The 24,772-nt window shown below is 66.2% G+C and carries 30 protein-coding genes; 5 read left to right on the forward strand and 25 right to left on the reverse strand.

Annotated features, from left to right (window positions below; genetic code table 11):
- The 11 genes from rplV to rpsL all read right to left on the reverse strand — a co-directional run bounded on the left by rplV (position 1) and on the right by rpsL (position 8,390).
- On the reverse strand, positions 1–381 hold the full coding sequence (rplV, locus tag EAO27_RS18060) for a 50S ribosomal protein L22 (protein WP_054589690.1): 381 nt from the start codon (positions 379–381) through the stop codon (positions 1–3).
- Positions 381–656, reverse strand: coding sequence for a 30S ribosomal protein S19 (gene rpsS, locus EAO27_RS18065; RefSeq protein WP_037556370.1), 276 nt, complete (start codon positions 654–656; stop codon positions 381–383). Before rpsS ends, rplV begins: the two co-directional genes overlap by 1 nt.
- A 3-nt stretch (positions 657–659) precedes the next feature.
- A complete protein-coding gene (gene rplB / locus EAO27_RS18070) occupies positions 660–1,496 on the reverse strand; it encodes a 50S ribosomal protein L2 (RefSeq protein WP_242772913.1) in 837 nt (278 codons plus the stop codon).
- A gap of 21 nt (positions 1,497–1,517) precedes the next feature.
- Positions 1,518–1,826, reverse strand: a complete 309-nt coding sequence (locus EAO27_RS18075) for a 50S ribosomal protein L23 (RefSeq protein WP_242772916.1) — start codon at positions 1,824–1,826, stop codon at positions 1,518–1,520.
- Entirely contained in the window at positions 1,819–2,445 is a 627-nt protein-coding gene (gene rplD / locus EAO27_RS18080) for a 50S ribosomal protein L4 (protein WP_242772933.1), read from the reverse strand. Before rplD ends, EAO27_RS18075 begins: the two co-directional genes overlap by 8 nt.
- Positions 2,446–2,447: 2 nt before the next feature.
- The gene (rplC, locus tag EAO27_RS18085) at positions 2,448–3,221 is read right to left on the reverse strand and encodes a 50S ribosomal protein L3 (RefSeq protein WP_242772936.1); all 774 of its coding nucleotides are present in this window, start codon (positions 3,219–3,221) and stop codon (positions 2,448–2,450) included.
- Positions 3,222–3,523: 302 nt separating this feature from the next.
- Positions 3,524–3,835: a 30S ribosomal protein S10 gene (gene rpsJ / locus EAO27_RS18090; RefSeq protein WP_003042199.1), complete on the reverse strand. Its 312-nt coding sequence runs from the start codon at positions 3,833–3,835 to the stop codon at positions 3,524–3,526.
- A 147-nt stretch (positions 3,836–3,982) separates the two neighbouring features.
- Positions 3,983–5,173, reverse strand: coding sequence for an elongation factor Tu (tuf, locus tag EAO27_RS18095; RefSeq protein ID WP_242772938.1), 1,191 nt, complete (start codon positions 5,171–5,173; stop codon positions 3,983–3,985).
- 115 nt (positions 5,174–5,288) lie between these two features.
- A complete protein-coding gene (gene fusA / locus EAO27_RS18100; RefSeq protein WP_242772940.1) occupies positions 5,289–7,382 on the reverse strand; it encodes an elongation factor G in 2,094 nt (697 codons plus the stop codon).
- Between the two features lie 93 nt (positions 7,383–7,475).
- Positions 7,476–7,946 (reverse strand): 30S ribosomal protein S7, encoded by a 471-nt coding sequence (rpsG, locus tag EAO27_RS18105; protein ID WP_033074359.1) that lies wholly within the window; start codon positions 7,944–7,946, stop codon positions 7,476–7,478.
- A 72-nt stretch (positions 7,947–8,018) separates the two neighbouring features.
- A complete protein-coding gene (rpsL, locus tag EAO27_RS18110; RefSeq protein ID WP_058805196.1) occupies positions 8,019–8,390 on the reverse strand; it encodes a 30S ribosomal protein S12 in 372 nt (123 codons plus the stop codon).
- A 271-nt stretch (positions 8,391–8,661) separates the two neighbouring features.
- On the opposite strand from rpsL, the gene EAO27_RS18115 reads away from it, so the two are divergent.
- Entirely contained in the window at positions 8,662–9,198 is a 537-nt protein-coding gene (locus EAO27_RS18115; protein WP_242772942.1) for a DNA-deoxyinosine glycosylase, read from the forward strand.
- A gap of 134 nt (positions 9,199–9,332) precedes the next feature.
- Here EAO27_RS18115 and EAO27_RS18120 read toward each other — a convergent pair whose 3' ends face one another.
- Complete coding sequence (locus EAO27_RS18120; RefSeq protein WP_242772944.1) at positions 9,333–10,631, reverse strand: amidohydrolase family protein; 1,299 nt, start codon at positions 10,629–10,631, stop codon at positions 9,333–9,335.
- 160 nt (positions 10,632–10,791) lie between these two features.
- Between EAO27_RS18120 and EAO27_RS18125 the strand changes: the two genes are divergently transcribed.
- The 3 genes from EAO27_RS18125 (at position 10,792) to EAO27_RS18135 (ending at position 14,531) form a co-directional block, all read left to right on the forward strand.
- Complete coding sequence (locus tag EAO27_RS18125) at positions 10,792–11,469, forward strand: pyrimidine 5'-nucleotidase (RefSeq protein WP_242772946.1); 678 nt, start codon at positions 10,792–10,794, stop codon at positions 11,467–11,469.
- Positions 11,466–12,308: a 2,3,4,5-tetrahydropyridine-2,6-dicarboxylate N-succinyltransferase gene (gene dapD, locus EAO27_RS18130; protein ID WP_242772950.1), complete on the forward strand. Its 843-nt coding sequence runs from the start codon at positions 11,466–11,468 to the stop codon at positions 12,306–12,308. Before EAO27_RS18125 ends, dapD begins: the two co-directional genes overlap by 4 nt.
- 165 nt (positions 12,309–12,473) lie before the next feature.
- On the forward strand, positions 12,474–14,531 hold the full coding sequence (locus EAO27_RS18135) for a TonB-dependent receptor (RefSeq protein WP_242772953.1): 2,058 nt from the start codon (positions 12,474–12,476) through the stop codon (positions 14,529–14,531).
- 134 nt (positions 14,532–14,665) lie between these two features.
- Here EAO27_RS18135 and gpmA read toward each other — a convergent pair whose 3' ends face one another.
- Positions 14,666–15,352, reverse strand: a complete 687-nt coding sequence (gene gpmA, locus EAO27_RS18140) for a 2,3-diphosphoglycerate-dependent phosphoglycerate mutase (protein WP_242772956.1) — start codon at positions 15,350–15,352, stop codon at positions 14,666–14,668.
- Between the two features lie 187 nt (positions 15,353–15,539).
- Here gpmA and EAO27_RS18145 point away from each other — a divergent pair, with 187 nt between their 5' ends.
- Positions 15,540–16,022, forward strand: coding sequence for an Hsp20 family protein (locus tag EAO27_RS18145; protein WP_242772958.1), 483 nt, complete (start codon positions 15,540–15,542; stop codon positions 16,020–16,022).
- A gap of 113 nt (positions 16,023–16,135) precedes the next feature.
- Here EAO27_RS18145 and EAO27_RS18150 read toward each other — a convergent pair whose 3' ends face one another.
- The 12 genes from EAO27_RS18150 to EAO27_RS18205 all read right to left on the reverse strand — a co-directional run bounded on the left by EAO27_RS18150 (position 16,136) and on the right by EAO27_RS18205 (position 24,545).
- On the reverse strand, positions 16,136–16,612 hold the full coding sequence (locus EAO27_RS18150) for a GNAT family N-acetyltransferase (RefSeq protein WP_242772961.1): 477 nt from the start codon (positions 16,610–16,612) through the stop codon (positions 16,136–16,138).
- Entirely contained in the window at positions 16,612–17,733 is a 1,122-nt protein-coding gene (locus EAO27_RS18155) for a M14-type cytosolic carboxypeptidase (protein ID WP_242772971.1), read from the reverse strand. Before EAO27_RS18155 ends, EAO27_RS18150 begins: the two co-directional genes overlap by 1 nt.
- Positions 17,730–18,356 (reverse strand): DUF4136 domain-containing protein, encoded by a 627-nt coding sequence (locus EAO27_RS18160; RefSeq protein ID WP_242772973.1) that lies wholly within the window; start codon positions 18,354–18,356, stop codon positions 17,730–17,732. Before EAO27_RS18160 ends, EAO27_RS18155 begins: the two co-directional genes overlap by 4 nt.
- Positions 18,357–18,471: 115 nt before the next feature.
- Positions 18,472–19,092 (reverse strand): cell wall hydrolase, encoded by a 621-nt coding sequence (locus tag EAO27_RS18165; protein ID WP_242772974.1) that lies wholly within the window; start codon positions 19,090–19,092, stop codon positions 18,472–18,474.
- Between the two features lie 235 nt (positions 19,093–19,327).
- Positions 19,328–19,663 (reverse strand): DUF1491 family protein, encoded by a 336-nt coding sequence (locus EAO27_RS18170; RefSeq protein ID WP_242772977.1) that lies wholly within the window; start codon positions 19,661–19,663, stop codon positions 19,328–19,330.
- Between the two features lie 45 nt (positions 19,664–19,708).
- Complete coding sequence (locus EAO27_RS18175; protein WP_242772980.1) at positions 19,709–20,173, reverse strand: PTS sugar transporter subunit IIA; 465 nt, start codon at positions 20,171–20,173, stop codon at positions 19,709–19,711.
- 159 nt (positions 20,174–20,332) lie between these two features.
- Positions 20,333–20,905 carry a ribosome-associated translation inhibitor RaiA gene (gene raiA, locus EAO27_RS18180; RefSeq protein ID WP_242772983.1) on the reverse strand — a complete coding sequence of 191 codons (573 nt, stop codon included), beginning with the start codon at positions 20,903–20,905 and terminating at the stop codon, positions 20,333–20,335.
- A gap of 46 nt (positions 20,906–20,951) precedes the next feature.
- Positions 20,952–21,650 (reverse strand): DNA polymerase III subunit epsilon, encoded by a 699-nt coding sequence (gene dnaQ, locus EAO27_RS18185; protein WP_242772986.1) that lies wholly within the window; start codon positions 21,648–21,650, stop codon positions 20,952–20,954.
- 19 nt (positions 21,651–21,669) lie between these two features.
- A complete protein-coding gene (gene coaE / locus EAO27_RS18190; protein ID WP_242772989.1) occupies positions 21,670–22,293 on the reverse strand; it encodes a dephospho-CoA kinase in 624 nt (207 codons plus the stop codon).
- Positions 22,294–22,300: 7 nt separating this feature from the next.
- Entirely contained in the window at positions 22,301–23,128 is an 828-nt protein-coding gene (locus tag EAO27_RS18195) for a shikimate dehydrogenase (protein WP_242772992.1), read from the reverse strand.
- A gap of 11 nt (positions 23,129–23,139) precedes the next feature.
- Positions 23,140–23,736, reverse strand: coding sequence for a Maf family protein (locus EAO27_RS18200; protein WP_242772995.1), 597 nt, complete (start codon positions 23,734–23,736; stop codon positions 23,140–23,142).
- Positions 23,733–24,545: a pyruvate, water dikinase regulatory protein gene (locus tag EAO27_RS18205; RefSeq protein WP_242772999.1), complete on the reverse strand. Its 813-nt coding sequence runs from the start codon at positions 24,543–24,545 to the stop codon at positions 23,733–23,735. The genes EAO27_RS18200 and EAO27_RS18205 overlap by 4 nt, the downstream gene beginning before the upstream one ends.
- Between the last annotated feature and the right edge of the window lie 227 nt (positions 24,546–24,772).

Raw genomic sequence — 24,772 nt, forward strand, 5'->3', positions numbered from 1 at the left:
TTACGCCTCTTCTTCCTGTTCGCGGACGACGATGCGGATGCGGCTGAACGGCTTGACGATCCGGGTCGACTTGCCGCGGCCACGAGCGTGCCAGCGCTTCATCGAGATCGACTTGCCGACGCTCGCTTCCTTGACGACCAGTGCGTCGACGTCGAGGTTGTGGTTGTTTTCCGCGTTGGCGACAGCGCTGGCGAGAACCTTGCGCACGTCGACGGCCATCGCCTTCTTCGAGAAAGCGAGGACGTTCATCGCGTCTTCGACCTTGCGACCGCGGATCAGCGCGGCAACGAGGTTGAGCTTCTGAGCCGAACCGCGAATCTGGGTGCCGACCGACAGCGCCTCGTTATCCGCAACGCGGCGGGGGGACTTTTCCTTGCCCATTAGCGTTTGCCCTTCTTGTCAGCCGCGTGGCCGGGGAAGAAGCGCGTCGGGGCGAATTCGCCCAGCTTCATGCCGACCATGTCTTCGTTGACCGACACCGGCACGAACTTGCGACCGTTGTAGACGTTGAAGGTCAGCCCCACGAACTGCGGGAGGATGGTGGACCGGCGCGACCAGGTCTTGATCGGGGCAGAGCTGCCGCCGTCCTGGGCCGTTTCGGCTTTCTTGAGGAGATGAAGGTCGACGAACGGACCCTTCCAGACCGAGCGAGCCATGGCTTACCTCTTCTTCTTCGCGTGACGCGACCGGATGATCATCTTGTCGGTCGACTTGTTATGGCGCGTGCGAGCACCCTTGGTCGGCTTGCCCCACGGGGTAACCGGATGACGGCCACCCGAGGTGCGGCCCTCACCACCACCGTGCGGGTGGTCGACCGGGTTCTTGGCGACGCCGCGGGTCAGCGGACGCTTGCCCAGCCAGCGGTTGCGGCCGGCCTTGCCCAGGTTGGTGTTCTGGTTGTCGGGGTTCGACACCGCGCCGACCGTGCCCATGCACTCGCCGCGGATATAACGCTGTTCGCCCGAACCGAGACGCACGATCACGAGACCGCGATCACGACCGACGACCTGTGCATAGGTGCCAGCCGAACGGGCGATCTGGCCACCCTTGCCCGGCTTCATCTCGATATTGTGGACGATCGTGCCGACCGGCATCTGCGACAGTTCCATCGCATTGCCCGGCTTCACGTCGGTCTTCTTGCCCGCGACAATCGTGTCGCCCACGCCCAGGCGCTGCGGCGCGAGGATATAGGCGAGCTCGCCGTCTTCATACTTCACCAGCGCGATGAAGGCGGTACGGTTGGGGTCATATTCCAGCCGCTCGACGGTGGCCGGCATGTCCCACTTGCGACGCTTGAAGTCGATGAAGCGGTACTTCTGCTTGTGGCCGCCGGCGATGCCGCGCGAAGTGACATGGCCCTTGTTGTTGCGGCCGCCGGTCTTGCGCTTGCCTTCGGTCAGCGCCTTGACGGGCTTGCCCTTCCACAGGTGCGACTTGTCGACAAGGATCAGGCCGCGCTGGGCGGGGCTGGTCGGATTGTAGGATTTGAGTGCCATTTTCTCTGCCTTTCCCTACGCTCAGACGCCCGTGGTGACGTCGATCGACTGGCCTTCGGCCAGACGAACGATCGCCTTTTTCACGTCGCTGCGGGTGTAGGGCTTGCCCTTCCAGCGCTTGGTCTTGCCCTTGGTGACGAGCGTGTTGACGCCGATCACCTTGACATCGAACAGCGCCTCGACGGCGGCCTTGATGGCGGGCTTGGTCGCGTCGTTTGCAACCTTGAACACCACCGCGTTGTTTTCGCTGAGCAGCGTCGACTTCTCGGTGATCACCGGAGCGAGGATCACGTCGTAGTGACGCGCGTCGATGGTCTTTGCCTTAGCCATTGCAGCGGGCCTCCAGCTGTTCGACCGCCGCGCGGGTCAGGACCAGCGTGTCGGCACGGATGATGTCGTAGACGTTGGCACCGATCGCCGGCAGCGCGTCGACGCCGATGAGGTTGGCCGACGCCTGGGCGAAGCTCGCATGCACCGCATCGCCGTCGATGAAGAGCGCGCGGTTGCCGAGGTCGAGCTTGCCGAGCTGGCCGGCGAGCGCCTTGGTCTTGGCATCCTTGAGCTCGAGCGTGTCGAGAACGACAAGCTTGCCGCCCTTCGCCTTGTCGCTGAGCGCCATCTTGAGGCCGAGCGTGCGAATCTTCTTGTTCAGCGAGTGGCCGAAAGTGCGGGCCCGGGGGCCATGCGCCTTGCCACCGCCGATGAAGATCGGGGCTGCACGATCGCCGTGACGCGCGGTACCGCCGCCCTTCTGGCGACCGAACTTCTTGCCGGTGCGGGCAACGTCGCTGCGCTCGCGGGCGGCGCGGGCGGGGCCGCGGCGCTTTTCGAGCTGCCAGGCAACGACGCGGTGCAGGATGTCCGCACGCGCGTCAACGCCGAAGACGTCGTCGTTAAGGTCGATGTCGGCGCCAGCCTTGCCATCGAGGGTCTGAACCTTGACCTTCATGATCAGGACTCCTGTGCGCCGTCGGTGCCGGCGGTGTCGACGACGGCGTCCTCGGCCGGCGTTTCAACCGGCGCGTCAGCCGGGGCAGTGTTGCTGTTCGCCGCGCTCTTGATGCCCGCCGGATAGGGAGCTTCGGGATGGCGCGGCAGCTTGACCGCATCGCGGACCATCAGCCAGCCGCCCTTCGAGCCCGGGACCGAACCCTTGACGAAGAGAAGACCGCGCTCGACGTCGGTGCGAACGATTTCGAGATTCTGCTGGGTGCGGTTGCGCGCGCCCATGTGGCCGGCCATCTTCTTGTTCTTGAAGACGCGGCCCGGATCCTGGCGGTTACCGGTCGAACCATGCGCGCGGTGGCTGATCGACACGCCGTGGCTGGCGCGCATGCCTCCGAAACCCCAGCGCTTCATCGCACCGGCAAAGCCCTTGCCCTGCGTGACGCCCTGGATGTCGACGATCTGGCCGGCGACGAAATGGTCGGCCGACAGTTCGGCGCCGACATCGAGCGTGGCGTCGTCGGCCACGCGGAATTCGACGACCTTCGCCTTGGGTTCGACTTCGGCCTTGCCGAAAGCGCCGCGCTGCGGCTTGGCAACGTTCTTCGCCTTGGCCGAGCCTGCACCGAGCTGGACGGCCACATAGCCGTCGCGTTCCTTATCGCGCACAGAGATGACCTGGCAGCCTTCGAGGCTCAGGACGGTGACGGGCACGTGGCGTCCGTCGTCCTGAAACAGGCGGGTCATCCCCATTTTCTTCGCGATCACGCCAGTCCGCATGATCATACTCCTCAACAGAGGCCGGGCGGACCATTCCGCACGGCTTGCGGGACCTCGCCGGACATCGCCCGACGAGAACCCTCCCAGCCCGAAATTTGATGCATCGCCCCGTCCGGGCTGAGGTGCCGTCCTCCGTTGAGAGGCGCGGCGAGACGGGGGACGCGGCCCGGACCATGCTGCCTTCCGGAGAAGGCGGTCCGGCGGTATCCACCCTATCGTCGGTCCGGATCGCTCCGGACTTGTGCCATCGCCGAAGCGGCTGGCCGATAGAGGCCCCGGATCAGGTCCGGGGCTGCGCTGGCTTACGCCAGCTTGATCTCGACGTTCACGCCAGCAGCGAGGTCGAGCTTCATCAGCGCGTCGACCGTCTGCGGGGTGGGCTGCACGATGTCGAGCAGCCGCTTGTGGGTACGCACCTCAAACTGCTCGCGCGACTTCTTGTCGACATGCGGACCGCGGTTCACGGTGAATTTTTCGATGCGCGTCGGCAGCGGGATAGGACCGCGAATGAGAGCGCCCGTGCGACGTGCCGTGTCGGCGATGTCGGTGGTGGCCTGATCGAGCACGCGGTGATCAAAGGCCTTCAGGCGAATGCGAATATTCTGCGTTTCCATGACTGTTCCAGTCGAATCCCGTCTGACGATGCGAAAGAGCCGAAATGGCCTGCTCCGGCCCCCTGTTGGAAGCCGGCCCGGCCATCAAAAACCTTTAAGCTACGAGCCGCGCGAATCAGTCCGAATCGCGCGGCTCGCGGCCCTATATTACTTTGTGACGGTCGCCACAACCCCTGCGCCGACCGTGCGGCCGCCTTCGCGAATCGCGAAGCGCAGACCCGGGTCCATGGCGATCGGAGCGATCAGCTTGACCGACAGCTGGACGTTGTCGCCCGGCATCACCATCTCGGTGCCCTCGGGGAGAATGACCTCGCCGGTGACGTCGGTGGTGCGGAAGTAGAACTGCGGACGATAGTTCGCAAAGAACGGCGTGTGACGGCCGCCTTCGTCCTTCGACAGGACGTACACTTCCGAGGTGAATTCGGTGTGCGGGGTGATCGAGCCGGGCTTGGCCAGAACCTGGCCACGCTCGACTTCTTCACGGCCGACGCCGCGGATCAGCGCACCGATGTTGTCGCCGGCCTGGCCCTGGTCGAGCAGCTTGCGGAACATTTCCACGCCGGTGACGACGGTCTTCTTGGTGTCCTTGATGCCGACGATTTCGACTTCTTCGCCAACCTTGACGATGCCGGTTTCGACACGACCGGTGACGACCGTACCGCGGCCCGAGATCGAGAACACGTCTTCGATCGGCATCAGGAAGGGCTGGTCGACCGGACGTTCCGGCTGCGGGATCCAGCTGTCGACGGCTTCCATCAGCTTCAGGATGGCTTCCTTGCCGATGTTGTCGTCGCGGCCTTCGAGGGCGGCAAGCGCCGAACCCGCGATGATCGGAATATTGTCGCCGTCGAAGTCGCGCTTCGAGAGCTCTTCGCGGATTTCGAGTTCGACGAGCTCGAGCAGCTCGGGATCGTCGAGCTGGTCGACCTTGTTGAGGAAGACGACCATGGTGGGAACGCCGACCTGCTTGGCGAGCAGGATGTGCTCCTTGGTCTGCGGCATCGGGCCGTCAGCGGCCGACACGACGAGGATCGCGCCGTCCATCTGGGCGGCACCGGTGATCATGTTCTTCACATAGTCGGCGTGACCCGGGCAGTCGACGTGCGCATAGTGGCGCGCATCGGTTTCATATTCGATGTGCGAGGTCGAAATGGTGATGCCGCGCTCGCGCTCTTCGGGCGCCTTGTCGATGTTCGCGAAGTCGACGGCCGCGCCGCCGCCACGTTCCGACAGGACCTTCGAGATCGCTGCGGTCAGCGAGGTCTTGCCATGGTCGACGTGACCGATGGTGCCGATGTTGCAGTGCGGCTTCGTCCGCTCAAATTTAGCCTTGGCCATGATATTGAACCTTCTTGTTCGATGTTGGGTTGATCAGTTTGGACGAGCCTGCTGAATCAGGCGCCGCCCTTAGTAGGTCTTGCCGCGCGGTGCAAGCCCGCGCGGCCCGGACCCATCAGGCCATCTTGGCCTTCACTTCTTCCGCCACGTTGGTCGGCACTTCCTCATAATGCGAGAATTGCATCGAGTATTGCGCGCGGCCCTGCGTGAACGAGCGCAGCTGGTTGACGTAACCGAACATGTTCGCCAGCGGCACCATCGCCTCGACGACCTGGGCATTGCCGCGGCTGTCGGTGCCCTGGATCTGTCCGCGGCGGCTGTTGAGATCGCCGATCACGTCGCCCATGAACTCCTCGGGAGTCACGACCTCGACCTTCATCACCGGCTCAAGCAGCTTGATGCCGGCCTTCGCCGCCACTTCGCGCATCGCCGCACGGCCCGCGATTTCGAACGCCAGCGCCGACGAGTCGACGTCGTGGTACGCACCGTCGGTCAGACGGATTTCGAAGTCGATGATCGGGAAGCCGATCATGTGGCCGTTCTCGGCGCTCTCGCGCATGCCCTTTTCGACCGACGGGATATATTCGCGCGGAATGTTACCGCCCTTGATCTCGTCGATGAAGGTGATGCCCGAGCCGCGCTCGCCGGGGGCGACGCTGACCTTGACGCGGCCGAACTGGCCCGAGCCGCCCGACTGCTTCTTGTGGGTGTAGTCGATGTCGACCGGCTTCGCGAGCGATTCGCGGTACGCCACCTGCGGCGCGCCGACGTTCGCCTCGACCTTGAACTCGCGCTTCATGCGATCGACGAGAATGTCGAGGTGAAGCTCGCCCATGCCCTTGATGATCGTCTGGCCCGATTCATGGTCGGTCGACACGCGGAACGAGGGATCCTCGGCCGCGAGGCGGTTGAGCGCGATGCCCATCTTTTCCTGGTCGGCCTTGGTCTTGGGTTCGACCGACAGCTCGATAACCGGCTCGGGGAATTCCATCCGCTCGAGGATGATCGGCGCGTTGGTGGCGCAGAGCGTGTCCCCGGTGGTGGTTTCCTTGAGGCCCGCGAGCGCGACGATGTCGCCTGCATAGGCCTCGTCGATGTCCTCGCGGCTGTTCGCATGCATCAGCAGCATGCGGCCGATCTTTTCCTTCTTGTCCTTGACCGAGTTCAGATAGGTACCCTTGGTCAGCGTACCCGAATAGATGCGGGCGAAGGTGAGCGAACCGACGAACGGGTCGTTCATGATCTTGAACGCGAGCAGCGAGAGCGGCGCCGAATCCGACGTCGCACGCGTGTCGGGTTCGTCGTTCGCCGGGTTGATGCCCTGAACGTCGGGAATGTCGAGCGGCGAGGGCAGATAGTCGACGACCGCGTCGAGCAGCGCCTGGACGCCCTTGTTCTTGAACGACGAGCCGCACAGCACGGGGACGAACGCCTGCGCGAGCGTGCCCTTGCGGATCAGCGCCTTCAGTTCGGGAACGCTGGGCAGCGTGCCTTCGAGATAGGCCTCCATCGCGGCATCGTCCTGCTCGACGGCGAGCTCGACAAGCTTTTCGCGATATTCGGCGGCCTTGTCCTTCATGTCCGCCGGAATCTCTTCGTAGAAGAATTCCGCGCCGAGGCTCTCATCCTTCCAGATGATCGCGCGCTCGTTGACGAGGTCGACGAGGCCCACGAAGTCCGATTCCGCCCCGATGGGGAGATAGAGGACGGCCGGGGTCGCTCCGAGACGATCGATGATCGTCTGGACGCAATAATAGAAATTGGCGCCAGTGCGGTCGAGCTTGTTGACGTAGCACATCCGCGGAACCTTGTACTTGTCCGCCTGGCGCCACACGGTTTCCGACTGCGGCTCCACGCCCGCCACGCCGTCGAACGCGGTGATCGCGCCGTCGAGGACGCGGAGGCTGCGCTCGACCTCGATCGTGAAGTCGACGTGTCCGGGGGTATCGATGATGTTCAGGCGGTGTTCGGGACCCTTGCCCTCATCGGCCTTCCACAGGCAGGTCGTCGCGGCCGACGTGATCGTGATGCCGCGCTCCTGTTCCTGCTCCATCCAGTCCATCGTCGCGGCGCCGTCATGGACTTCGCCGATCTTGTAGGACTTGCCGGTGTAGAAAAGGATGCGCTCGGTCGTCGTGGTCTTGCCGGCGTCGATGTGCGCCATGATACCGAAATTGCGATAGCGTTCGAGCGGATGGCTGCGTGCCATGGTCTTTTCCTTGGATTTGGGGGGCGGTCAGCGTGACCACCCCCGATATAGGAAGATTTGTTGCGATTGCGAGACGCCGGGGCGTCCGCGCAATTACCAGCGGTAGTGGCTGAAAGCGCGGTTCGCTTCGGCCATGCGGTGCGTGTCTTCGCGCTTCTTGACCGCGTTGCCGCGGTTGTTCGACGCGTCGAGCAGTTCGCCCGACAGACGCGCGGCCATCGTGGTCTCGCTGCGGTTGCGCGCAGCGGTGATCAGCCAGCGGATCGCGAGCGCCTGCGCACGGTCCGGACGGACTTCGACGGGGACCTGGTAGGTCGCACCGCCGACGCGGCGGCTGCGCACTTCGATGTTCGGGCGGATGTTCGCCAGCGCTTCGTGGAACACGCCGAGCGGTTCCTTCTTGGCACGGGCTTCGACCGATTCGAGCGCACCATAGACGATGCTTTCGGCGACGGATTTCTTCCCGTCCAGCATGACGCTGTTCATGAACTTCGACAGCACGACATCCCCGAAACGGGGATCGGGCAGGATTTCGCGGCGTTCAGGACGACGACGACGAGCCATGGGTAATTCCTTTTACAACAGCATCCCGGCGCAAGGCGCAGCGGGATGATCAAATAGCCGAAAAAGCGGTCCTTACTTCGGACGCTTCGCGCCGTACTTCGAACGGCTCTGCTTGCGGTCCTTCACACCCTGCGTATCGAGCACGCCGCGCAGGACGTGGTAACGCACACCGGGAAGGTCGCGCACACGGCCGCCGCGGATCAGCACGACGCTGTGTTCCTGGAGGTTGTGGCCTTCGCCGGGGATGTAGGTGATGACTTCGCGGCTGTTGGTCAGGCGGACCTTCGCAACCTTGCGGAGCGCCGAGTTCGGCTTTTTCGGGGTCGTCGTGTAGACACGGGTGCAAACGCCGCGCTTCTGCGGGTTTGCGTCCATCGCCGGGACCTTGGACTTCACCTTCTGGGGAGTCCGGCCCTTGCGGACCAGCTGGTTGATCGTGGGCATGAATGCTTCACCTTCAAATGTCCGCCCATCAAGGCGAACGGTTACTGTACCGCGGTGGATGAAGCACCGGTCCGAACCCCACGGAAAACCGCGAAAAACGGGCGACCTTGTAACAGCAAAAGACCCCGGTCAATCGCAAGGATTGTCCAGAGGCTCCATCCGCGCCAGCAATGTTCAAGCGCTGTTGTGGCCCGAAAATGACGGTTGTCCGCCGCTTTCGAACCGGGCGCCCCTAGCGGCGATTCCCGCCGCGGTCAAGGGGTCGGTAATATTGTTGCGCCGTGCCGCGCAGGCTATCGGTTCGGGCATGCCGCCCGTCCGCCACGCCAGTTTCGCACCGCACGTCGACGCCGACACGCGGCTGCTCATCCTCGGCAGCCTGCCCGGCGCCAGATCGCTTGCCGAACAACGCTATTATGCGCATCCGACGAACCAGTTCTGGCGGCTGCTGGGGGCGGTAATCGACCGGCCGCTGGCAGACATGTCCTATGATGACCGCCTCGCCGCACTGCGCAAGGCGAAGATCGGGCTGTGGGACGTGATCCGCAGCGCCGAGCGGCGGTCGAGCAGCGACGGCGAGATTCGCGGAGTCGAGGCGCATGATCTGGCAGCGCTGGTCGAGACATTGCCCGAGTTGCGGATGATCGCGTTCAACGGCGGCAAGGCCGCGGCGATCGGGCGGAAGCAATTGCCGCCGCTCGGCGCCAGCGCGGTAGTCGACCTGCCGTCGAGCAGCGCTGCGAACACGATCGGCTATGCCGCCAAACTCCCGTTGTGGCAGCATCTGCGCACGGCGCTGGCAAACTGAAATCCTCCCTGTCGCGCAGCGATGGGGAGGTGGCAGCCCGCAGGGCTGACGGAGGGGCCATGGCGCCGCCCCTCCACCACTCGCTGCGCGAGCGGTCCCCCTCCCCACGGCTGCGCCGCAGGGAGGACCAATGGTCAGTCGACCACCTCGCCCCGCGCCATCACGAAATCGACCTTTTTCAGCACCGTCACATCGGCGAGCGGGTCGCTAGCGACGGCGATGATGTCGGCGCTCTTGCCCGGGGCGATCATGCCGATCTGATCCGACAGGCCGAGCAGGTCGGCGGCGTTCACGGTCGCGGCCTTGAGCGCCTCGACCGGGGTCATGCCGTGCCGGACCATCAGTTCGAATTCATCGCCGTTGCGGCCGTGCTTCGAGACGCCCGCGTCGGTACCGAAGGCGATGCGCACGCCGCGTGGAACGAGCGCCTCGAGGCTCTTGCCGGTAATTCCGATGCGCCACTGGATCTTGGCGAGCACGTCGGGTTCATAGGCGTTGGCATTGGCGGCGATGCGTTCCTTATAGCCGTTCACGGTCGACAGCGTCGGGACATAATAGGTTTTCGACTTCGCCCACGCGGCGATCGTCGCATCGTCGAGGATCGTGCCATGCTCGATCGAATCGGCACCAGCCTGCAGCGCTAGGCGGATGCCGTCGGCGCCATGCGCGTGTACCGCGACCTTCTTGCCGAACATATGCGCGGTATCGACGATCGCCTGCGCCTCGTCGTCGAACATCTGGCGACCTAGTCCGGCACCGATGCGGCTGTTCACGCCTCCCGTCGAGGCGAATTTGATCACGTCGGCGCCGCGCCCGATCTGGCGGCGCACCGCGCGACGGCAGTCGTCGGCGCCGTTGCAGGTGTTGCCAGCGCCCGCGAAAAAGGGATGGAGTTCGTCGCGATAGCCAAGCGAGCCGTCCATATGCCCCGCGCTACCCGAAATGCTGGCCGCGGCATCGACGATGCGCGGGCCCTGCACCTTGCCGGCGAGGATCGCGTCGCGCAGCGCCAGTGTCGCGCCGTCGCCGTCGCCGAGGTTACGCACCGTGGTGAAACCCGCGCGCAGCGTCTTCATCCCGTTGACCTCGGCATTGAAGGCCTGCGCCGCGGGGCTCAGCGTCACATCCTCGAGCTGGCCGGCGAGGCCGCCCGCGTCGCTGGTCAGGTGGACGTGGCTGTCGATCAGCCCGGGAAGGACATATTTGTCGCCAAGGTCGATCAGCGTCGCGCCGGCATCGGCCGGCTGGTGCCCGTCGGCGATCGCGATGATCTTTCCGCCCTCGACGACGATCGTCGAGGCACCGCGAGCAGGCTTGCCGGGCTCGGCGATCAGATGGCCGACATGGATGACGGTGCGCGCGGTCTGCGCGACTGCGGGTGCCACAAGCATGGTGCCGAGAAGAAGAAGCGGGAGGAAAGTCGTCGGTTTCATGGAGGTGTCCCCTGTTTCGTCACCCCGGACTTGACCCGGGGCTGTCCGTTTTGAACGGGAAGGCGGCGCCCGGGTCAAGCCTGCGGTGACGGCGGACCATATGAGCGGGCCATATGTATGCAGCTTGCCCATCCATCATGCCGCCGGTAAGCGCCGTCCCATGTTCCGGCGCCTGACCGATATCGATACCTGGATCTTCGATCTCGACAACACGCTGTATCCGCCGTCGGCGCAATTGTTCGACCTGATCGACGAGCGCATGGGCGCCTTCATCATGCGGCTGCTGGACGTCGACGCCGCCGAGGCGCGGCGCGTGCAGAAGCGCTATTTCCACGACCATGGCACGACGATGGCGGGGCTGATGCGGCACCACGGCGTCGCGCCCGAAGATTTCCTGGTCGACGTCCATGCCATCGCGCTCGACCGCATCGGCCCCGATGCGCGGCTGCGCAGCGGTCTCGAACGACTGCCCGGCCGCCGGCTGGTCTTCACCAACGCCGACGCCGATTATGCGGCGCGGGTGCTCGAAGCGCGCGGGATCGCCGACCTGTTCGACGGCGTCTGCGACATCCGCCTCACCGGCTACACCCCCAAGCCCGACCCGGCTGCCTATCGCATGATGGTCGATCATCTGGGCGTCGATCCGGCGCGTAGCCTGTTCGTCGAGGATATGGCGCGTAACCTGACACCCGCGAAGGCGCTGGGGATGACGACCGTGTGGCTGGACAATGGCAGCGAAAGCGGCCATCGCGACCACCTGCCGGAGCATGTCGACTTTCACGTCAGCGACATCGCCGACTGGCTCGACAATCTGCCGCAACCTTGGGGAATTTCATGAGCACCGACCTGCAAGCCACGATCGAAGCCGCTTGGGATGCGCGCGACACGCTGGGGCTGACCACGCAGGGCGCGGTGCGCGAGGCGGTCGAGACCGCGCTCGCGGGGCTCGACGACGGCAGCTATCGCGTCGCCGAGCGCGATGCCGGCGGGACGTGGCGGGTCAACCAGTGGTTGAAGAAGGCCGTGCTGCTGTCGTTCCGGCTTTACGACATGGAGCTCATTGAAAACGGGCCGGGCGGCGCGACCTGGTGGGACAAGGTGCCGTCGAAATTCGCCGGATGGGGCGAAAACCGCTTCCGCGACGCGGGCTTTCGCGCGGTCCCCGGGTCGATCGTCCGCCGCGGCGCCTTCATCAGCAAGGGCGCGGTGCTGATGCCGAGCTTCGTCAATATCGGCGCCTATGTCGGCGAGGGGTCGATGGTCGACGCCTGGGCCACCGTGGGAAGCTGCGCGCAGATCGGCGCCAACGTCCACCTGTCGGGCGGCGCGGGGATCGGCGGCGTGCTCGAACCGCTGCAGGCGGGTCCGGTGGTGATCGAGGACGGCGCCTTCATCGGCGCGCGCGCCGAGGTCGCCGAGGGCGTGATCGTGCGCGAGGGCGCGGTGCTGTCGATGGGCGTCTATCTGGGCGCGTCGACCAAGATCATCGACCGCGCGACGGGCGAGGTGTTCGTCGGCGAAGTGCCGGCCTATTCGGTCGTCGTGCCGGGGTCGCTGCCGGGCAAGCCGCTGCCCGACGGCACGCCGGGGCCGTCGCTCTACTGCGCGGTGATCGTCAAGCGCGTCGACGCGCAGACGCGCGCGAAGACCGGAATCAACGAGCTGCTGCGCGACTGAGCCGGCGGCCGCGGCGACGCTCGTCGAGCGCTGTCGGCCGTTGGTAGACAAGCAGGCGATAATTCTTTATTGCGAACTATTCGCATAAAGACGGGCTGCACCTCGATCGCGGCGCGAGGGGGGAAAGTCATGCCGGTCTTTATCTGTCGGACGTCGTTCGCGGCAATGCTGTTGACGTCGGCGGCGCCGGTGTGGGCGCAGGTGCCGACCGGCGACGCGCCGCCCGCCATTCCCGCGCCGGCGGACGGTGCCGAACGCTATACCCCCGACGATTTCGCGCGCTTTGCGCCGCGCACCGCGCTCGACATGGTCGAGAAGGTGCCCGGCTTCCTGATCGTCACCGGCACCAACGGCGGCGCCCGCGGACTGGGGCAGGCGACCGAAAATGTGCTGATTGGCGGCGAGCGCATCGCAAGCAAGACCACCGACGCGCGCACCGCGCTGGCGCGGATCACCGCAACCCAAGTCGCCTATATCGACATCGTCGACGGCGCGAGCCTGAACGTCCCCGGGCTGACCGGGCAGGTCGCCAATGTCGTGCTGGTCGCCGGCGCGAGCGCCGGCAGCGGGTTCCAGACGACGTTCCGCTGGCAACCCGAATGGCGCCCGCGGATCGAAGACAATTGGCTGAACGGCGAGATTTCGACCACGGGCAAGCTGGGAGGCACGCAGGTCACGCTGAGCCTGAAGAACGAGGCCAGTCGCAACGGCCATTGGGGACCCGAGCAACGCTTCGACAGCGCCGGCGAGTTGCTGTTCGTGCGCGACGAGTTCGGCGCCTATGACGGCGACCGGCCGCGGCTGTCGGCAGCGCTCGCGCGCACCGCCGCCAACGGCAACAAATGGAATTTCAATCTCGGCGGGCAGCTGCAGAATCTGCGCGAGCGCGTAACCGGCACCTCGGTGCAGCCAGGCCATGGACGCGTGAACGAAGAATTCCGCTTCACCGAGGACGAATATAATTTCGACATCGGCGGCGATTACGAGATGGGGCTGGGCAAGGGGCGGCTGAAGCTGATCTCGCTCTACCGTTTCGAGCACAGCCCCTTCGTCGATACGTTCGTCATCGACCGCGAGATCGGCGGACGCAGGGGCGAGCGCTTCAGCCAGACCGCCGATGAAAGCGAATCGATCCTGCGCGGCGAATATAGCTGGCGCACCGCGGGGGGCACCGACTGGCAGGTCGCAATGGAGGGCGCGTACAACACGCTCGACGTCGATGCCGAATTCGCGGTCCTGCAGGCGAACGGCCGGTTCGTGCCAGTGGCCTTTGGCGGCGAAAGGACCAAGGTCGAGGAGAAGCGCGGCGAGGCGTCCTTGACCTGGGGCCGCGCGCTCGCGCCGAACCTCACCGCGCAGATCAACCTTGCCGCCGAATATAGCGAGCTGAGCTCGTCGGGGCCCGGCGGGCTGAGGCGCCGCTTCATCCGGCCGAAGGGCAAGGTCGCGCTCGCCTGGAAGGCCGGGCCGAAGACGACGATCAACTGGTTCGTCCAGCGCCGCGTCGACCAGCTCGACTTCTTCGACTTCGCAAGTTCGGTCGACGTCGCGAACGGGCAGGGCAATGGCGGCAACGGCCTGCTCGTCCCGCCGGTCGTCAACCGCAGCGAACTGGAGTTCGTGCAGGACATGGGCCGCTGGGGCAACGCGTCCGTCGCGTTCGCCTATGGCTATGCGCAGGATCTGGTCGACCAGATCCCGCTTTCGCCGACCACCGAAGGGCGCGGCAACCTGCCGCCCGCGCATCTCTATCGCGTCACGAGCAAGGGCACGCTGCTGCTCGACCCGTTGGGGTGGAAGGGCGCGCGGATCAACGCCGACGTCACCTGGCGGCGGAACCGCGTGCGCGACCCGCTGACCGATCGGTGGCGCCACCAGAGCGGGGGGCAGGAATATGTCGCCGACCTCAGCCTGCGCCACGACGTGCCGGGGAGCAATTTCGCCTGGGGCGGGGGCTATTTCGACGAACGCTTCAGCCCGAACCTTCGGCTCGATGCGATCGAGACGGAATATACCGTCGGTCCGTTCGTCACCGCTTTTATCGAGCACAAGGACGTCGCGGGCTTCACGGTAAAGCTGTCGTATCGCAACCTCGCGGGGATGCAGGACGGATTCGACCGCACCGTGTTCGTCGACCGGCGCGACGGGCCGATCGCGTTCCGGGAAACGCGCCAGCGCCGGTTCGGGCAATTTTTCCAGCTGACGGTGACGGGGACGCTGTAAATGTTTGCTTCCGCTTTGCGGAAGCGTGCGGCACCGGCCCGCTCCCCCACCCGGCCTCCCATTTCAGGATACACTGTGGGAGGCCGGGTGGGGGAGCGGGCCGGTGCCGCGTTCCACATCAGTGGAACAGATATTCAGCGTTCGCTGAGATAATAGCGTTCGCGCGCCGTCAGATCGTCGTTCAGCTCGTAGACGATCGGCTGGCCGGTCGGGATTTCGAGCCCGGTGATGTCGGCGTCCGAAATGCCCGACAGATGCTTGACCAGCGCGCGCAGGCTGTTGCCGTGCGCCGAGATCAGCACCGTCTTGCCCGCCGCGAGCTGGGGTTCGATCGCCGCCTGATAATAGGGCAGCACGCGCGCGATCGTGTCCTTGAGGCTTTCGGTCGACGGAATCGCGATGCCGGCGTAGCGCGGGTCGCTCGCAAGGTCGTAGGGCGAACCGGCCTCGAGCGGCGGCGGCGGAATGTCGAAGCTGCGGCGCCAGACCTTGACCTGTTCGTCGCCATGCTTCGCCGCGGTCTCGGCCTTGTCGAGCCCGGTGAGCCCGCCATAGTGGCGCTCGTTGAGGCGCCAGTCCTTGATGACGGGCAACCACAGCCGCCCCATCGCCTCGAGCGCGAGGTTGAGCGTCTTGATCGCGCGCGTCTGGACCGAGGTGAAGGCGGTGTCGGGGGCGATCCCCTTTGCCTTCATCAGTTCGCCCGCGGCCCACGCCTCGGCCGCGCCCTTTTCAGTGACGTCGACGTCCCACCAGCCGGTGAAGCGATTTTCGAGATTCCACTGCGACTGGCCGTGACGGATGAGGATGAGCTGCGGCATTTTCGGTCCTTCCGGAGGGGATGATCGCGCGCGCCATAGCGCGGCTTTTCGCAGAAGGCCAACGCCCCTCTTGAAATGGTTTCGCCCGCACCCAGATTCGCCTCATCCGGTCGCCGCAACGGGGCCGGGTGGCGATCGCGGCGCGCCGCCGCGGTCCCAGACTTCGCTTTGAAAGGAAGAATGACCCATGCGCAACAGCTTCGATTGGACCCCCTATCGCCGTTCGACCGTCGGTTTCGACCGGCTGTTCGATTTCCTCGAGACCGGCGGTTCGGCTGCCGAAAATTATCCGCCCTTCGACATCGAGAAGGTCGCCGACGACCATTTCCGCATCACCGTGGCGGTTGCGGGATTCAAGAGCGACGAGATCGATATCACCGCGCAGCAGAACATGCTGACCGTCAGCGGCCGCAAGGCCCCCGCGCCCGAAGGCGAGGGCCGCCAGCTCCTCTATAGCGGCATCGCGACGCGCGCCTTCGAGCGCCGCTTCCAGCTCGCCGATTTCGTGCGGGTGAGCGCGGCCGACCTGGCCGACGGGCTGCTCGTCATCGATCTGGTGCGCGAAGTGCCCGAGGCGATGAAGCCGCACAAGATCGCGATCGGCGGCACCACGCCGACATTGGTCGAAGCCGGCCCGGCACCGGTCGAAGGCGGCAAGAAAGCAGCCTGAGACCTGACACATTGCCCCGAGGGGCGGAAAGAGCGGGGTCCGGAGTCCCTTCCGGACCCCGTTTCTTTTGGCGAACGTCCGATTCCATGGCACCGCAAACCGCGCGCGGCGGTTCAGACAATGCGCGTCATGAAGCGGCTGAACGGGTCGGCCTTGTAGTCGGCGAAGGGTTCGCAATCGTCGAAGCCGTGGCGCCGGTAGAGCGCGAGCGCGGGTTCGAAGGCGGGCCCCGATCCGGTTTCGAGGCTGAGCCGGGCGACGCCGCGGCGGCGCGCTTCGGTGATGATATGGTCGAGCATGCGGGCGGCGACGCCCTGGCGCAGGAAGGCCTCGTGCGTGCGCATCGACTTGATCTCGCCATGCGCGGGGTCGAGCATCCTGAGCGCCCCGCAGCCCGCGAGCGCGTCGCCGCGATGGATCGACCAGAAGGTGACATCGTCCGCGCGCAGGCCGGCGAAATCGAGGAAATGACAGCTGTCCGCCGGTGAATTAGCGAGCAGGCCGGCAAAATGCACCTCGAGCAGCGCGCGGATGGCAGCGCCCGACAGATCGTCCTCGACGATATGCCAGGCGCCCCCGGTATCGGGCATCAGAGCATCCGGTCGAGCGTCGCGAGGCACGCGTGCGCGAGCAGCTTCGAACGCTCGGGCGACCAGCCCGCGACAGGGTCGGGCAGGTCGCGATTGTCCTTGAACGGCATTTCGAGCGTCATCGACACCGCGCCGAAGCGTTCGGCGAGCTGCGTCGTCGACATGCTGAGGTTCGCCTGGCCCGGCGCGGTTTCGGCATAGCCGAGATCGACCTGGAAGTCGGGCGTCGTCGCGGCGAGCGTCGCTTCATACGCCTTGTATTTTTCCATCTGTTCGGGCTTCAGCGACGGAATGCCCTCGAACCCCGCGAGGAAGACCGCGGGGATCGCCTCGTCACCATGGACGTCGATCGCCCAGTCGACGCCGCTTTCGTCCATCGCATTGCGGACGCAGAGCACTTCGGGGCTGCGTTCGGCGGTCGGTTCGTGCCATTCGCGGTTGAGGTTCACCCCGGCGAAATTGGTGCGCAGGTGGCCGCGGCGCGAGCCGTCGGGATTCATGTTGGGCACGATGTGGAAGCGGCATTTCCGGAGCAGCGACCGCGCGTGCGGGTCGGCGGGATCGGTCAGCTTTTCGAGCGCGCCTTCCATCCACCATTCGGCCATGCTCTCGCCCGGATGCTGGCGCGCATAGAGCCACACCTGCGTCGTGCCCGTCCCCATTTCGAGGCAGTCGATCGGCTGGCCTTCGAGGCTGTGACCGAGGCGGCGATAGGTCACGCCCTCGCATTCGGCGACCGACGCGACGAGGTCGTGGTGACGTTCCATCGAGTAAGGCGCGAAATAGGCGACCCACAGGATGGGGCTTTCGGCGGTGTGGCGGACGATCAGCGATCCGCCGTCGGTGCCCGCGTCATAATCGGTGTCGAGACGGAACCAGTTTTCGCGGTCGGTGCTGGCGCACACCGCATAATCGGACCAGCCGTCGGGATAGGCCGAATCGGCGAGCCCGGTGATGCGGAGGTCCAGCGCGTCGCCAACGTTGCACGCGACGCGAAAGTGGAACCACTGGAAGAAATCGGATTCGCGGTCCTTGCGGATCGAGAGCCGGGCGGTGGTCCCGGCGAGCGAGTCCACGACGATATTGCCGCTGTCGAAGGCGGCGTCGATGCTGATGGTCATGGGACGCTGATAGTGCGTCCCGATTCGCCGGGAAAGTCCTTGAATAGGGCTTCGGCCAATTTGGCGGCGGCAAGCGACGGCTGTGCGGCGGGTGCCTTGGCCGGCACCGCGGCGATCGCACGCCCCTCCCACAGCGCATTGCCCGAGGCGGCATCGTCGATGCGCACCGACAACTGGAGATCCTGCACCTTGCGCGGACCGCCGCCGAAGCTGAAGCCGACGCCGAGCCCGACGCCGGAGCGCCAGCCGCCGGTCGAGCCGCCGACGCCGACCGAGACCGGCGAATTGCCGCCGCCGCCGACACGCTCGCTGCGATCGAAGCCGATGCGCACCCTGAGCGGCGCCGACGCGCCATTTTCCGCCGCGACGAGCCCCTGGAGCTGAAGCTGGCGCTCGACCGCGGTGCGATAGCTGTTCCATTCGAGCGATGGCTGCGCCGCGCCGACCATCGCCGCGGCGTCGCCGAGCGGCGCGGTGTCGACGGCATAGCGCGTGCCCGGCGCCCAGCCGGCAACCGCATTGCCGTGGAAACGGGTGACCTCGACCGGCGGGACAGCCGTCGCGCAGCCGCCGAGCGCCAGCGCCGCTGCGCAGAGCAGGGCGGCAGGAAAATGAAGCTTCATGCCCGCATCATGCGCCACATATTATGGCTTGGCAATGAACGGGATGGCCCCGTTTTGCGGGCCCGGATCGCGGCGGCGCGGGGACGGCGTGCGGCGCGCTCCGCGCAGCGCCCGGTCAGCGATAGAAGATGTGGTTGTCGATCTGCGCGATGCGCGTCTTGCGCCAGCCGGGCGAGACATAGCGTGCGTGGAAGAAGAGCGCGCCGGGGGCGTGATTCTTCCAGCTGCCGTCGCGGGCGATCTGGGCGATGGCGACCGCGTTCGACCACAGCGCGCCCGATTCGCGGATTTTCGGCATCTTGCCGCCGCGCACGAAGCTGAACTGGCTCTTCTGATGGACGACCCCGCACAGGCTGGACGGGAAGCGCCCCGACTTGGCGCGGTTGATCACGACATGCGCGACCGCGAGCTGGCCGACGAGCGATTCGCCGCGCGATTCGAAATAGACCGCGCCGGCAAGGCAGCGCAGTTCGGCGTCGAGCTTGGCCGGGCGGGGCGTTTCGGCGACGAGTTCGGCGAGCGATTCGGCGGTCACCGGCACCGGCTGCGGCGCGGCGGGTTCGGCGGTGACGGGATCGGGCGTGGCGACCGGTGCCGGGGTGTCGGTCGAAGGGGCCACCGTCCCGGTCTGCGGCGCATCGGCGCCCGGCAGGGTAATGGCGGGGATCGGGGCATCGACGCCCAGATCATTCGCGAAACCGGGTTCCGCGATCAGCAGCATGGCGGCAACGGTCATGCCAACGGCAGCCATGCTGGCTGTGGTCAAAATGCGACTCATGAGGTCCGTCAAAAGGGCGGCTGATGGACCCGGAAAAGACAGGCGGAAGACTGGTTCACGGTCCGCCTGCGGTCATCATCCGACTGCGTGTCCGAACCGTGGAGCCGGGCGCCATGCGAAAGAGATTCGCTGCAACCCGCGGAACGACCTACGCGTTATTGGTGCGCGCCACCTATTGTGCGCCGCAACAATGTCAACTCAATTCGCCCCATTCGGCGACGAGTCGTGGCGCATCCGCGATATCCAGTTCGACGATCCAGAGGTCGGGATCGGCCTTTTTCCGGCGATCGCGATAGGCCGAAAGCGCGCTTTCGTCGCCGTCACCGGGTCCGACGGCTTCCCAGACATAGCCGCCGTTGGCGGCAAAGCGCCGTTCGAGCAGCGGCCCCGGCGCGCCGCGTTCGCTGCACTGGACGAGGATCACCCCGGCGCGCTCGTCGCCCGCGGCGAGAATCGCCGCAAAACCGCCCGCCGCTTCGGTCCGGCGCAGCAGCAGGTCGACGAGGAAGCGGCTGGCGAGCCGCGTCACGGACGATGAGATCCGGCCTTGCCCGACGGGCGGCCGGGAAACGCGCTACGCCGCGTCACGCGCTTCGCTGTCGACGAGCAGCGCATAGAGCGCTTCGTCGCTCTTCGCGCCGCGCAGCCGGTCGGCGATGCTTTCGTTCCGCAGCATGCGCGACACGCCCGCGAGCGCCTTCAAATGATCGGCGCCGGCGTCGAGCGGCGACAACAGGACGAAGAGCAGGTCGACGGGCAGCCCGTCGACCGCCTGGAAATCGATCGGCCGCGCGAGCTGGAGGAATAGTCCGCGCACCCCGCCGAGGTCGGCCATCTTGGCGTGCGGCAGCGCGATGCCGCGCCCGAACCCCGTCGACCCGAGCCGTTCGCGTTCGAGCAGCGCCTCGCTCACTTCGCCCGAGTCGAGCCCGAGCGAGCGCGCCGCGAGGTCGCCGACGAACGGAAACAGCGCCTTTTTCGAATCGAGCTGAACATGCGCACGCACGGTCGCCGGATAGAGGAGAGAAGATAGGTTCATGCGTCTGGTCAAATCTCAAACAGCCCGGCCCCACGGCCGGTTCGCCCCTGCGGGCATCGATCACGGATCGTCTGGCGTCCCCCGCCATCCCGGCCCCGAGCGGCTTCGGGGATATCGTTGGGCGCGGCCCTTAGGCGGAATGGCGGAGAAAATCCAGTCTTATTGCGGTTCGACCCATCCGATGGTCCCGTCGGTGCGCCGATAGACCATATTGTGCGCGCCGGTCTTGCTGTTGACGAACAGCAGCGCGTTGGTGTTGCGAAGGTCGAGCATCATCACCGCGTCGGACACGCTGCTGCTCGGAATATCGACGCGCGTTTCGGCGATGATCGCCGGCGCATCGCCCGCTTCATCCTCGTCGCCGCCGGCGTCGAACACGGTGTAGCCGGCGTTATCCTGTATCTCGTCGATCGTCGGCGACGGCGCCGCGCCGCCGCTCCGGTCCTTGAGGCGTCGCATATAGCGTCGGAGCTGTTTTTCGATCCGCTCGGCCGCGCCCTCGAAGGCGACATGCGCGTCCTGCGCCTGGCCGTGCCCCTTGAGCACCAGCCCCTGCATCACATGCGCGACGATGTCGCACTGGAAACTGTCGTGCGGTCCCTTGCCGAAGGTCGCGTGCGCGCCGATCGCGCGCGAGAAATATTTGTCGGCGATCGCGTTCATCCGGTCCGCGACATGCGCCTGCAGCGCTTCGCCGGTTTCGATCTGGTGGCCAGAGACGCGGATTTCCATTTTTCTTCTCCTTCCAGGGTCTCAGCGACGGCGGCCGGAGCCGCCGTCACGGGCTATCGTGCCACAGCGGTTGATTCAGCGTGGCGACGAATTCGGCATGACGCGCCAGTTCGGCGGGGGTTGCGGCATGCGGACGGGGTTCGCGAAACGCGCGCGGGGCGGCCGCGGGGGCGTGGCCCGACGCCGCGGCCGCAGCAGGCGCGGGCGCTTCGGATGCGAGACCGAGGCCGATCTGCCGTCCGCCGGTCATTTCGATATAGAGGTGCGCGAGCAGTTCGGCGTCGAGCAGCGCGCCGTGCTTGACGCGGTGGCTGCGGTCGATGCCGTAGCGCGTGCAGAGCGCGTCGAGGCTGTGCTTGGCGCCGGGGTGGAGCTTGCGCGCCATCTGCACGGTGCAGCACATGCGCGCCATGTCGAGAATGGGGCGCTTGGCACGCGCGAGTTCGGCGTTGACGAAGCCGAAGTCGAAGACGGCATTGTGCGCGATCAGAGGCGCGTCGCCGAGAAATTCGAGCAGTTCGTCGATCCGGTCGGCGAAGAGCGGCTTGTCGGACAGGAACTGGATCGAGAGGCCGTGCACCGCCTCGGCAGCGGCGGGCATGTCGCGTTCGGGGTTGTAATAGGCGTGGAAGCTGCGCCCCGTTTCGCGGCGGTCGACCAGTTCGATGCACCCGATTTCAACCAGCCTGTCCCCGGTCCTGGGATCGAGCCCCGTCGTTTCGGTATCGAAGATAATCTCGCGCATTGAAGCTTCAATCTGGACCCTATCGGGCGCGGAAACAAGAGGCGATGGCGCGAATCTGGCGATGCGTCTCGCTTTTGGGGCGGCCGGTTTCGATCACGAAATCGGCGCGCGCGCGCTTGACGCGGTCGGGGACCTGGAGACGGCGGATCGCCTTGAGCTTGGCGCGGGTCATCCCCGGGCGGCGCAGCACGCGCTTCGTCTGCATCCACAGCGGCGCCGAGACGACGGCGATCGCGCCGACGCGCCGCCAGCCGCCCTTTTCGAACAGGAGCGGCACATCGAGCACGACCAGATCGCGCGCGCGATGCCTGGCGAGGAAGCGTTTCTGCGCCCGGCCGACCGCGGGGTGGACGATCGCCTCGAGCGCGGCGAGCTCGTGCGTGTTGCCGAGCACGCGCGCGCCGAGTTTCTGCCGATCGACGCCGCCGGGGCCGGTGGTGCCGGGAAAGCGGGACTCGATCGCCGCGACGAGCGCGCCGCCGGGGCCCTGCAACCGGTGCACCTCGGCGTCGGCGTCGAACACCGGAATGCCCTCGCGCTCGAACATCGTCGCGGCGGTCGACTTGCCCATGCCGATCGAACCGGTGAGCCCGAGCAGAAAGGGGCGGCGCAGCCGCGAGGCGGGTCGCTTGAAGTGGCTCATGTCGCGGTCACCCGGCGGTCAGCAAAGCGCGCAATTCATCGTCGCGCCCCTCGGGCGGCGCGGCGCCGAAGAAGAGCTCGAAGGCGAGCGCGGCCTGCCCGATGAGCATGTCGAGTCCGTCGACGGTGTCGAGCCCGCGCGCTTCGGCCGCCTGCAAAAGCCCGGTCCGGAGCGGCGAATAGACAAGATCATAGACGATCGCCCCCGCAGGGAGCGGCGACAGGTCAAGGTCGAGCGGCGGCTGGCCGGTCATGCCGAGACTGCTGCTGTTGACGAGCAGCACGGCGGGCGGGAGCGGCGCGTCGAGCGCCACCACATCGCCCTTGAGCCCGAAGGTCGCGAGCAGCCCCATCGCCTTCAGCGGCGAGCGGTTGAGGATGGTCACAGGCCCGACATTGGCGCGGGCGAGCGCGAACAGCACCGCGCGCGCCGCACCGCCGGCGCCGATCACGACGACCGGCGCGCCTTCGAGGTCGAGCTCGGCAAGCGGCGCATAGAAGCCCGCGGCGTCGGTGTTGGTCCCGATCAGCGTCCCGTCGGGCTGGCGCACCACCGTGTTCATCGCGCCGATCGTGCCGCGCACGGCGCCGGGATCGTCGACGAGGTCCATGATCGCCGCCTTGTGCGGCATGGTGACGTTGCATCCGCGCCAGTCGGGATCGTCGCGGCGCTCCGCGACATAGGCCGCGAGGCCGTCGGATTTGACATGCGCGCGGCGATAATCGCCGGCAATGCCGAGCGCTTCGAGCCAGAAGCCGTGGATCAGCGGCGATTTCGACTGGGCGATCGGGTCCCCGATCACTTCGGCATAAGGGGGGGCAGAGGGCGCACTCATGATGTTTTCAGTCATTTTTGGGCGAGCCCGGTCGCGCGCAGCCAGGCGAGCAGCGGGAGCATCGGCATGCCGATGATGGTCCAGGGGTCGCCTTCGACCCGGTCGAACAATTGCACGCCTGCTCCCTCGATTTCGTAACAGCCGACGGTCCAGCGGATGCTGTCCCAGTTTTGCGCGACATAGTCGGCGATGAAGGCGTCCGACAAGGGGCGCATCCACAGCTTCGCCTCGCCGATCGCGCGCCAGACGGGCGCACCGTCGCGCGCCGCGACAACCGCGCTGAACAGGCGGTGGCGGGCGCCCGCCATGCGGCGAAGATGATTTGCCGCCTCTTCGGGGCTTTCGGGTTTCGACAGCATCGCGCCGTCGTCGAGCGCCAGCGTCGAATCGGCCCCGAGCACCGTCACCCCGGGAAGCCGCGACGAAATCTTGACCGCCTTGGCCTCGGCGAGCGCGTCGGCGATGTTGCGCGCGGTCTGGCCGGCGGCGAGGAGCGACGCGGTCAGCGCCTCTTCATCGAGATGCGCGGCGCTGGTTTCGAAGGTCAGCCCGGCGGCGCGCAGCATCGCGGCGCGGCCACTGCTCTGCGAGGCGAGAAGCAGCGTCATGCCGCGCTGCGATCCTCGACGAGCTTGATCACCGCCGCGGCGGTTTCCTCGATCGAGCGGCGCGTCACGTCGATCACCGGCCAGCCATTGTCGGCGAACATGCGGCGCGCATAGGCAAGTTCGGCCTTCACGCGTTCGTCGTCGACATAGGGGGTTTCGGGCGCCTGGTTGAGCGCAAGCAGGCGGTTGCGGCGAACCTGCACCAGCCGGTCGAGCCCCGTGGTGAGCCCGACCACCATCGGGCGGCGGAGATTGAACAGCGCGTCGGGCGGCGGCGATTCGGGAACGATCGGGATGTTCGCGGTCTTGAAACCGCGGTTGGCGAGATAGATGCTCGTCGGGGTTTTGGAGGTGCGCGACACGCCCGCGAGGACGATGTCGGCCTGTTCCCAATTTTCCCAGCCGATGCCGTCGTCGTGCGCGACGGTGAACTGGATCGCCTCGACGCGCGCGAAATAGGCGGCGTCGAGCGCGTGCTGGCGGCCGGGTCGCGCCTTGGCTTCCTGCCCGAGCATGCGCGACAGCGCGTCGGTGACGGCGTCGAGCGCGGCGACCGTCGGCAGTCCCTGTGCTCGCGCACGCCGTTCGAGGCTGGATCGCAGCTCGCCGTTGACCAGCGTGAAGAGGATCATGCCCGGGCTCGCCTCGACTTCGGCCATGATTCGGTCGAGATGCGATTCGGAGCGCACCATCGGCCAGAAATGCCGCACCACCTCGACATCGTCGAACTGGGCAATCGCCGCCTTGGCAATATTCTCGAGCGTCTCGCCCGTGGAATCGGATATGAGGTGAAGGTGGAGCCGGCCCATAGCCGCACATGGCGCAAGGCCGCGGAAAAAGGCAAGCGGCGAAGCGCGCGGCACCGGCTGTGGATAAGTCCGGGACAAGCGGGGGGAGCAAAAGGGGGGAGTGGTTTCATCCCCGACGCTGCCGATTCCGTTCCGCCGCTTGTCCACAGCATCGCCTTTTTATCCACAGGCTGTGGATTAGGAGGACAAGCGTTCGCGACTCCGCGGCAAAGATCGGCCGGGATGGA

The sequence above is a fragment of the Sphingopyxis sp. YF1 genome (assembly GCF_022701295.1).
Lineage (GTDB): Bacteria > Pseudomonadota > Alphaproteobacteria > Sphingomonadales > Sphingomonadaceae > Sphingopyxis.

What these genes read in the sequence shown, in the direction of transcription:
- rplV (WP_054589690.1), bottom strand. Translation starts at nt 381, where the DNA reads ATGGGCAAGGAAAAGTCCCCCCGCCGCGTTGCGGATAACGAGGCGCTG.
- rpsS (WP_037556370.1), bottom strand. Translation starts at nt 656, where the DNA reads ATGGCTCGCTCGGTCTGGAAGGGTCCGTTCGTCGACCTTCATCTCCTC.
- rplB (WP_242772913.1), bottom strand. Translation starts at nt 1,496, where the DNA reads ATGGCACTCAAATCCTACAATCCGACCAGCCCCGCCCAGCGCGGCCTG.
- EAO27_RS18075 (WP_242772916.1), bottom strand. Translation starts at nt 1,826, where the DNA reads ATGGCTAAGGCAAAGACCATCGACGCGCGTCACTACGACGTGATCCTC.
- rplD (WP_242772933.1), bottom strand. Translation starts at nt 2,445, where the DNA reads ATGAAGGTCAAGGTTCAGACCCTCGATGGCAAGGCTGGCGCCGACATC.
- rplC (WP_242772936.1), bottom strand. Translation starts at nt 3,221, where the DNA reads ATGCGGACTGGCGTGATCGCGAAGAAAATGGGGATGACCCGCCTGTTT.
- rpsJ (WP_003042199.1), bottom strand. Translation starts at nt 3,835, where the DNA reads ATGGAAACGCAGAATATTCGCATTCGCCTGAAGGCCTTTGATCACCGC.
- tuf (WP_242772938.1), bottom strand. Translation starts at nt 5,173, where the DNA reads ATGGCCAAGGCTAAATTTGAGCGGACGAAGCCGCACTGCAACATCGGC.
- fusA (WP_242772940.1), bottom strand. Translation starts at nt 7,382, where the DNA reads ATGGCACGCAGCCATCCGCTCGAACGCTATCGCAATTTCGGTATCATG.
- rpsG (WP_033074359.1), bottom strand. Translation starts at nt 7,946, where the DNA reads ATGGCTCGTCGTCGTCGTCCTGAACGCCGCGAAATCCTGCCCGATCCC.
- rpsL (WP_058805196.1), bottom strand. Translation starts at nt 8,390, where the DNA reads ATGCCCACGATCAACCAGCTGGTCCGCAAGGGCCGGACTCCCCAGAAG.
- EAO27_RS18120 (WP_242772944.1), bottom strand. Translation starts at nt 10,631, where the DNA reads ATGAAACCGACGACTTTCCTCCCGCTTCTTCTTCTCGGCACCATGCTT.
- EAO27_RS18125 (WP_242772946.1), top strand. Translation starts at nt 10,792, where the DNA reads ATGTTCCGGCGCCTGACCGATATCGATACCTGGATCTTCGATCTCGAC.
- dapD (WP_242772950.1), top strand. Translation starts at nt 11,466, where the DNA reads ATGAGCACCGACCTGCAAGCCACGATCGAAGCCGCTTGGGATGCGCGC.
- EAO27_RS18135 (WP_242772953.1), top strand. Translation starts at nt 12,474, where the DNA reads ATGCTGTTGACGTCGGCGGCGCCGGTGTGGGCGCAGGTGCCGACCGGC.
- gpmA (WP_242772956.1), bottom strand. Translation starts at nt 15,352, where the DNA reads ATGCCGCAGCTCATCCTCATCCGTCACGGCCAGTCGCAGTGGAATCTC.
- EAO27_RS18145 (WP_242772958.1), top strand. Translation starts at nt 15,540, where the DNA reads ATGCGCAACAGCTTCGATTGGACCCCCTATCGCCGTTCGACCGTCGGT.
- EAO27_RS18150 (WP_242772961.1), bottom strand. Translation starts at nt 16,612, where the DNA reads ATGCCCGATACCGGGGGCGCCTGGCATATCGTCGAGGACGATCTGTCG.
- EAO27_RS18155 (WP_242772971.1), bottom strand. Translation starts at nt 17,733, where the DNA reads ATGACCATCAGCATCGACGCCGCCTTCGACAGCGGCAATATCGTCGTG.
- EAO27_RS18160 (WP_242772973.1), bottom strand. Translation starts at nt 18,356, where the DNA reads ATGAAGCTTCATTTTCCTGCCGCCCTGCTCTGCGCAGCGGCGCTGGCG.
- EAO27_RS18165 (WP_242772974.1), bottom strand. Translation starts at nt 19,092, where the DNA reads ATGACCGTTGCCGCCATGCTGCTGATCGCGGAACCCGGTTTCGCGAAT.
- EAO27_RS18175 (WP_242772980.1), bottom strand. Translation starts at nt 20,173, where the DNA reads ATGAACCTATCTTCTCTCCTCTATCCGGCGACCGTGCGTGCGCATGTT.
- raiA (WP_242772983.1), bottom strand. Translation starts at nt 20,905, where the DNA reads ATGGAAATCCGCGTCTCTGGCCACCAGATCGAAACCGGCGAAGCGCTG.
- dnaQ (WP_242772986.1), bottom strand. Translation starts at nt 21,650, where the DNA reads ATGCGCGAGATTATCTTCGATACCGAAACGACGGGGCTCGATCCCAGG.
- coaE (WP_242772989.1), bottom strand. Translation starts at nt 22,293, where the DNA reads ATGAGCCACTTCAAGCGACCCGCCTCGCGGCTGCGCCGCCCCTTTCTG.
- EAO27_RS18195 (WP_242772992.1), bottom strand. Translation starts at nt 23,128, where the DNA reads ATGAGTGCGCCCTCTGCCCCCCCTTATGCCGAAGTGATCGGGGACCCG.
- EAO27_RS18200 (WP_242772995.1), bottom strand. Translation starts at nt 23,736, where the DNA reads ATGACGCTGCTTCTCGCCTCGCAGAGCAGTGGCCGCGCCGCGATGCTG.
- EAO27_RS18205 (WP_242772999.1), bottom strand. Translation starts at nt 24,545, where the DNA reads ATGGGCCGGCTCCACCTTCACCTCATATCCGATTCCACGGGCGAGACG.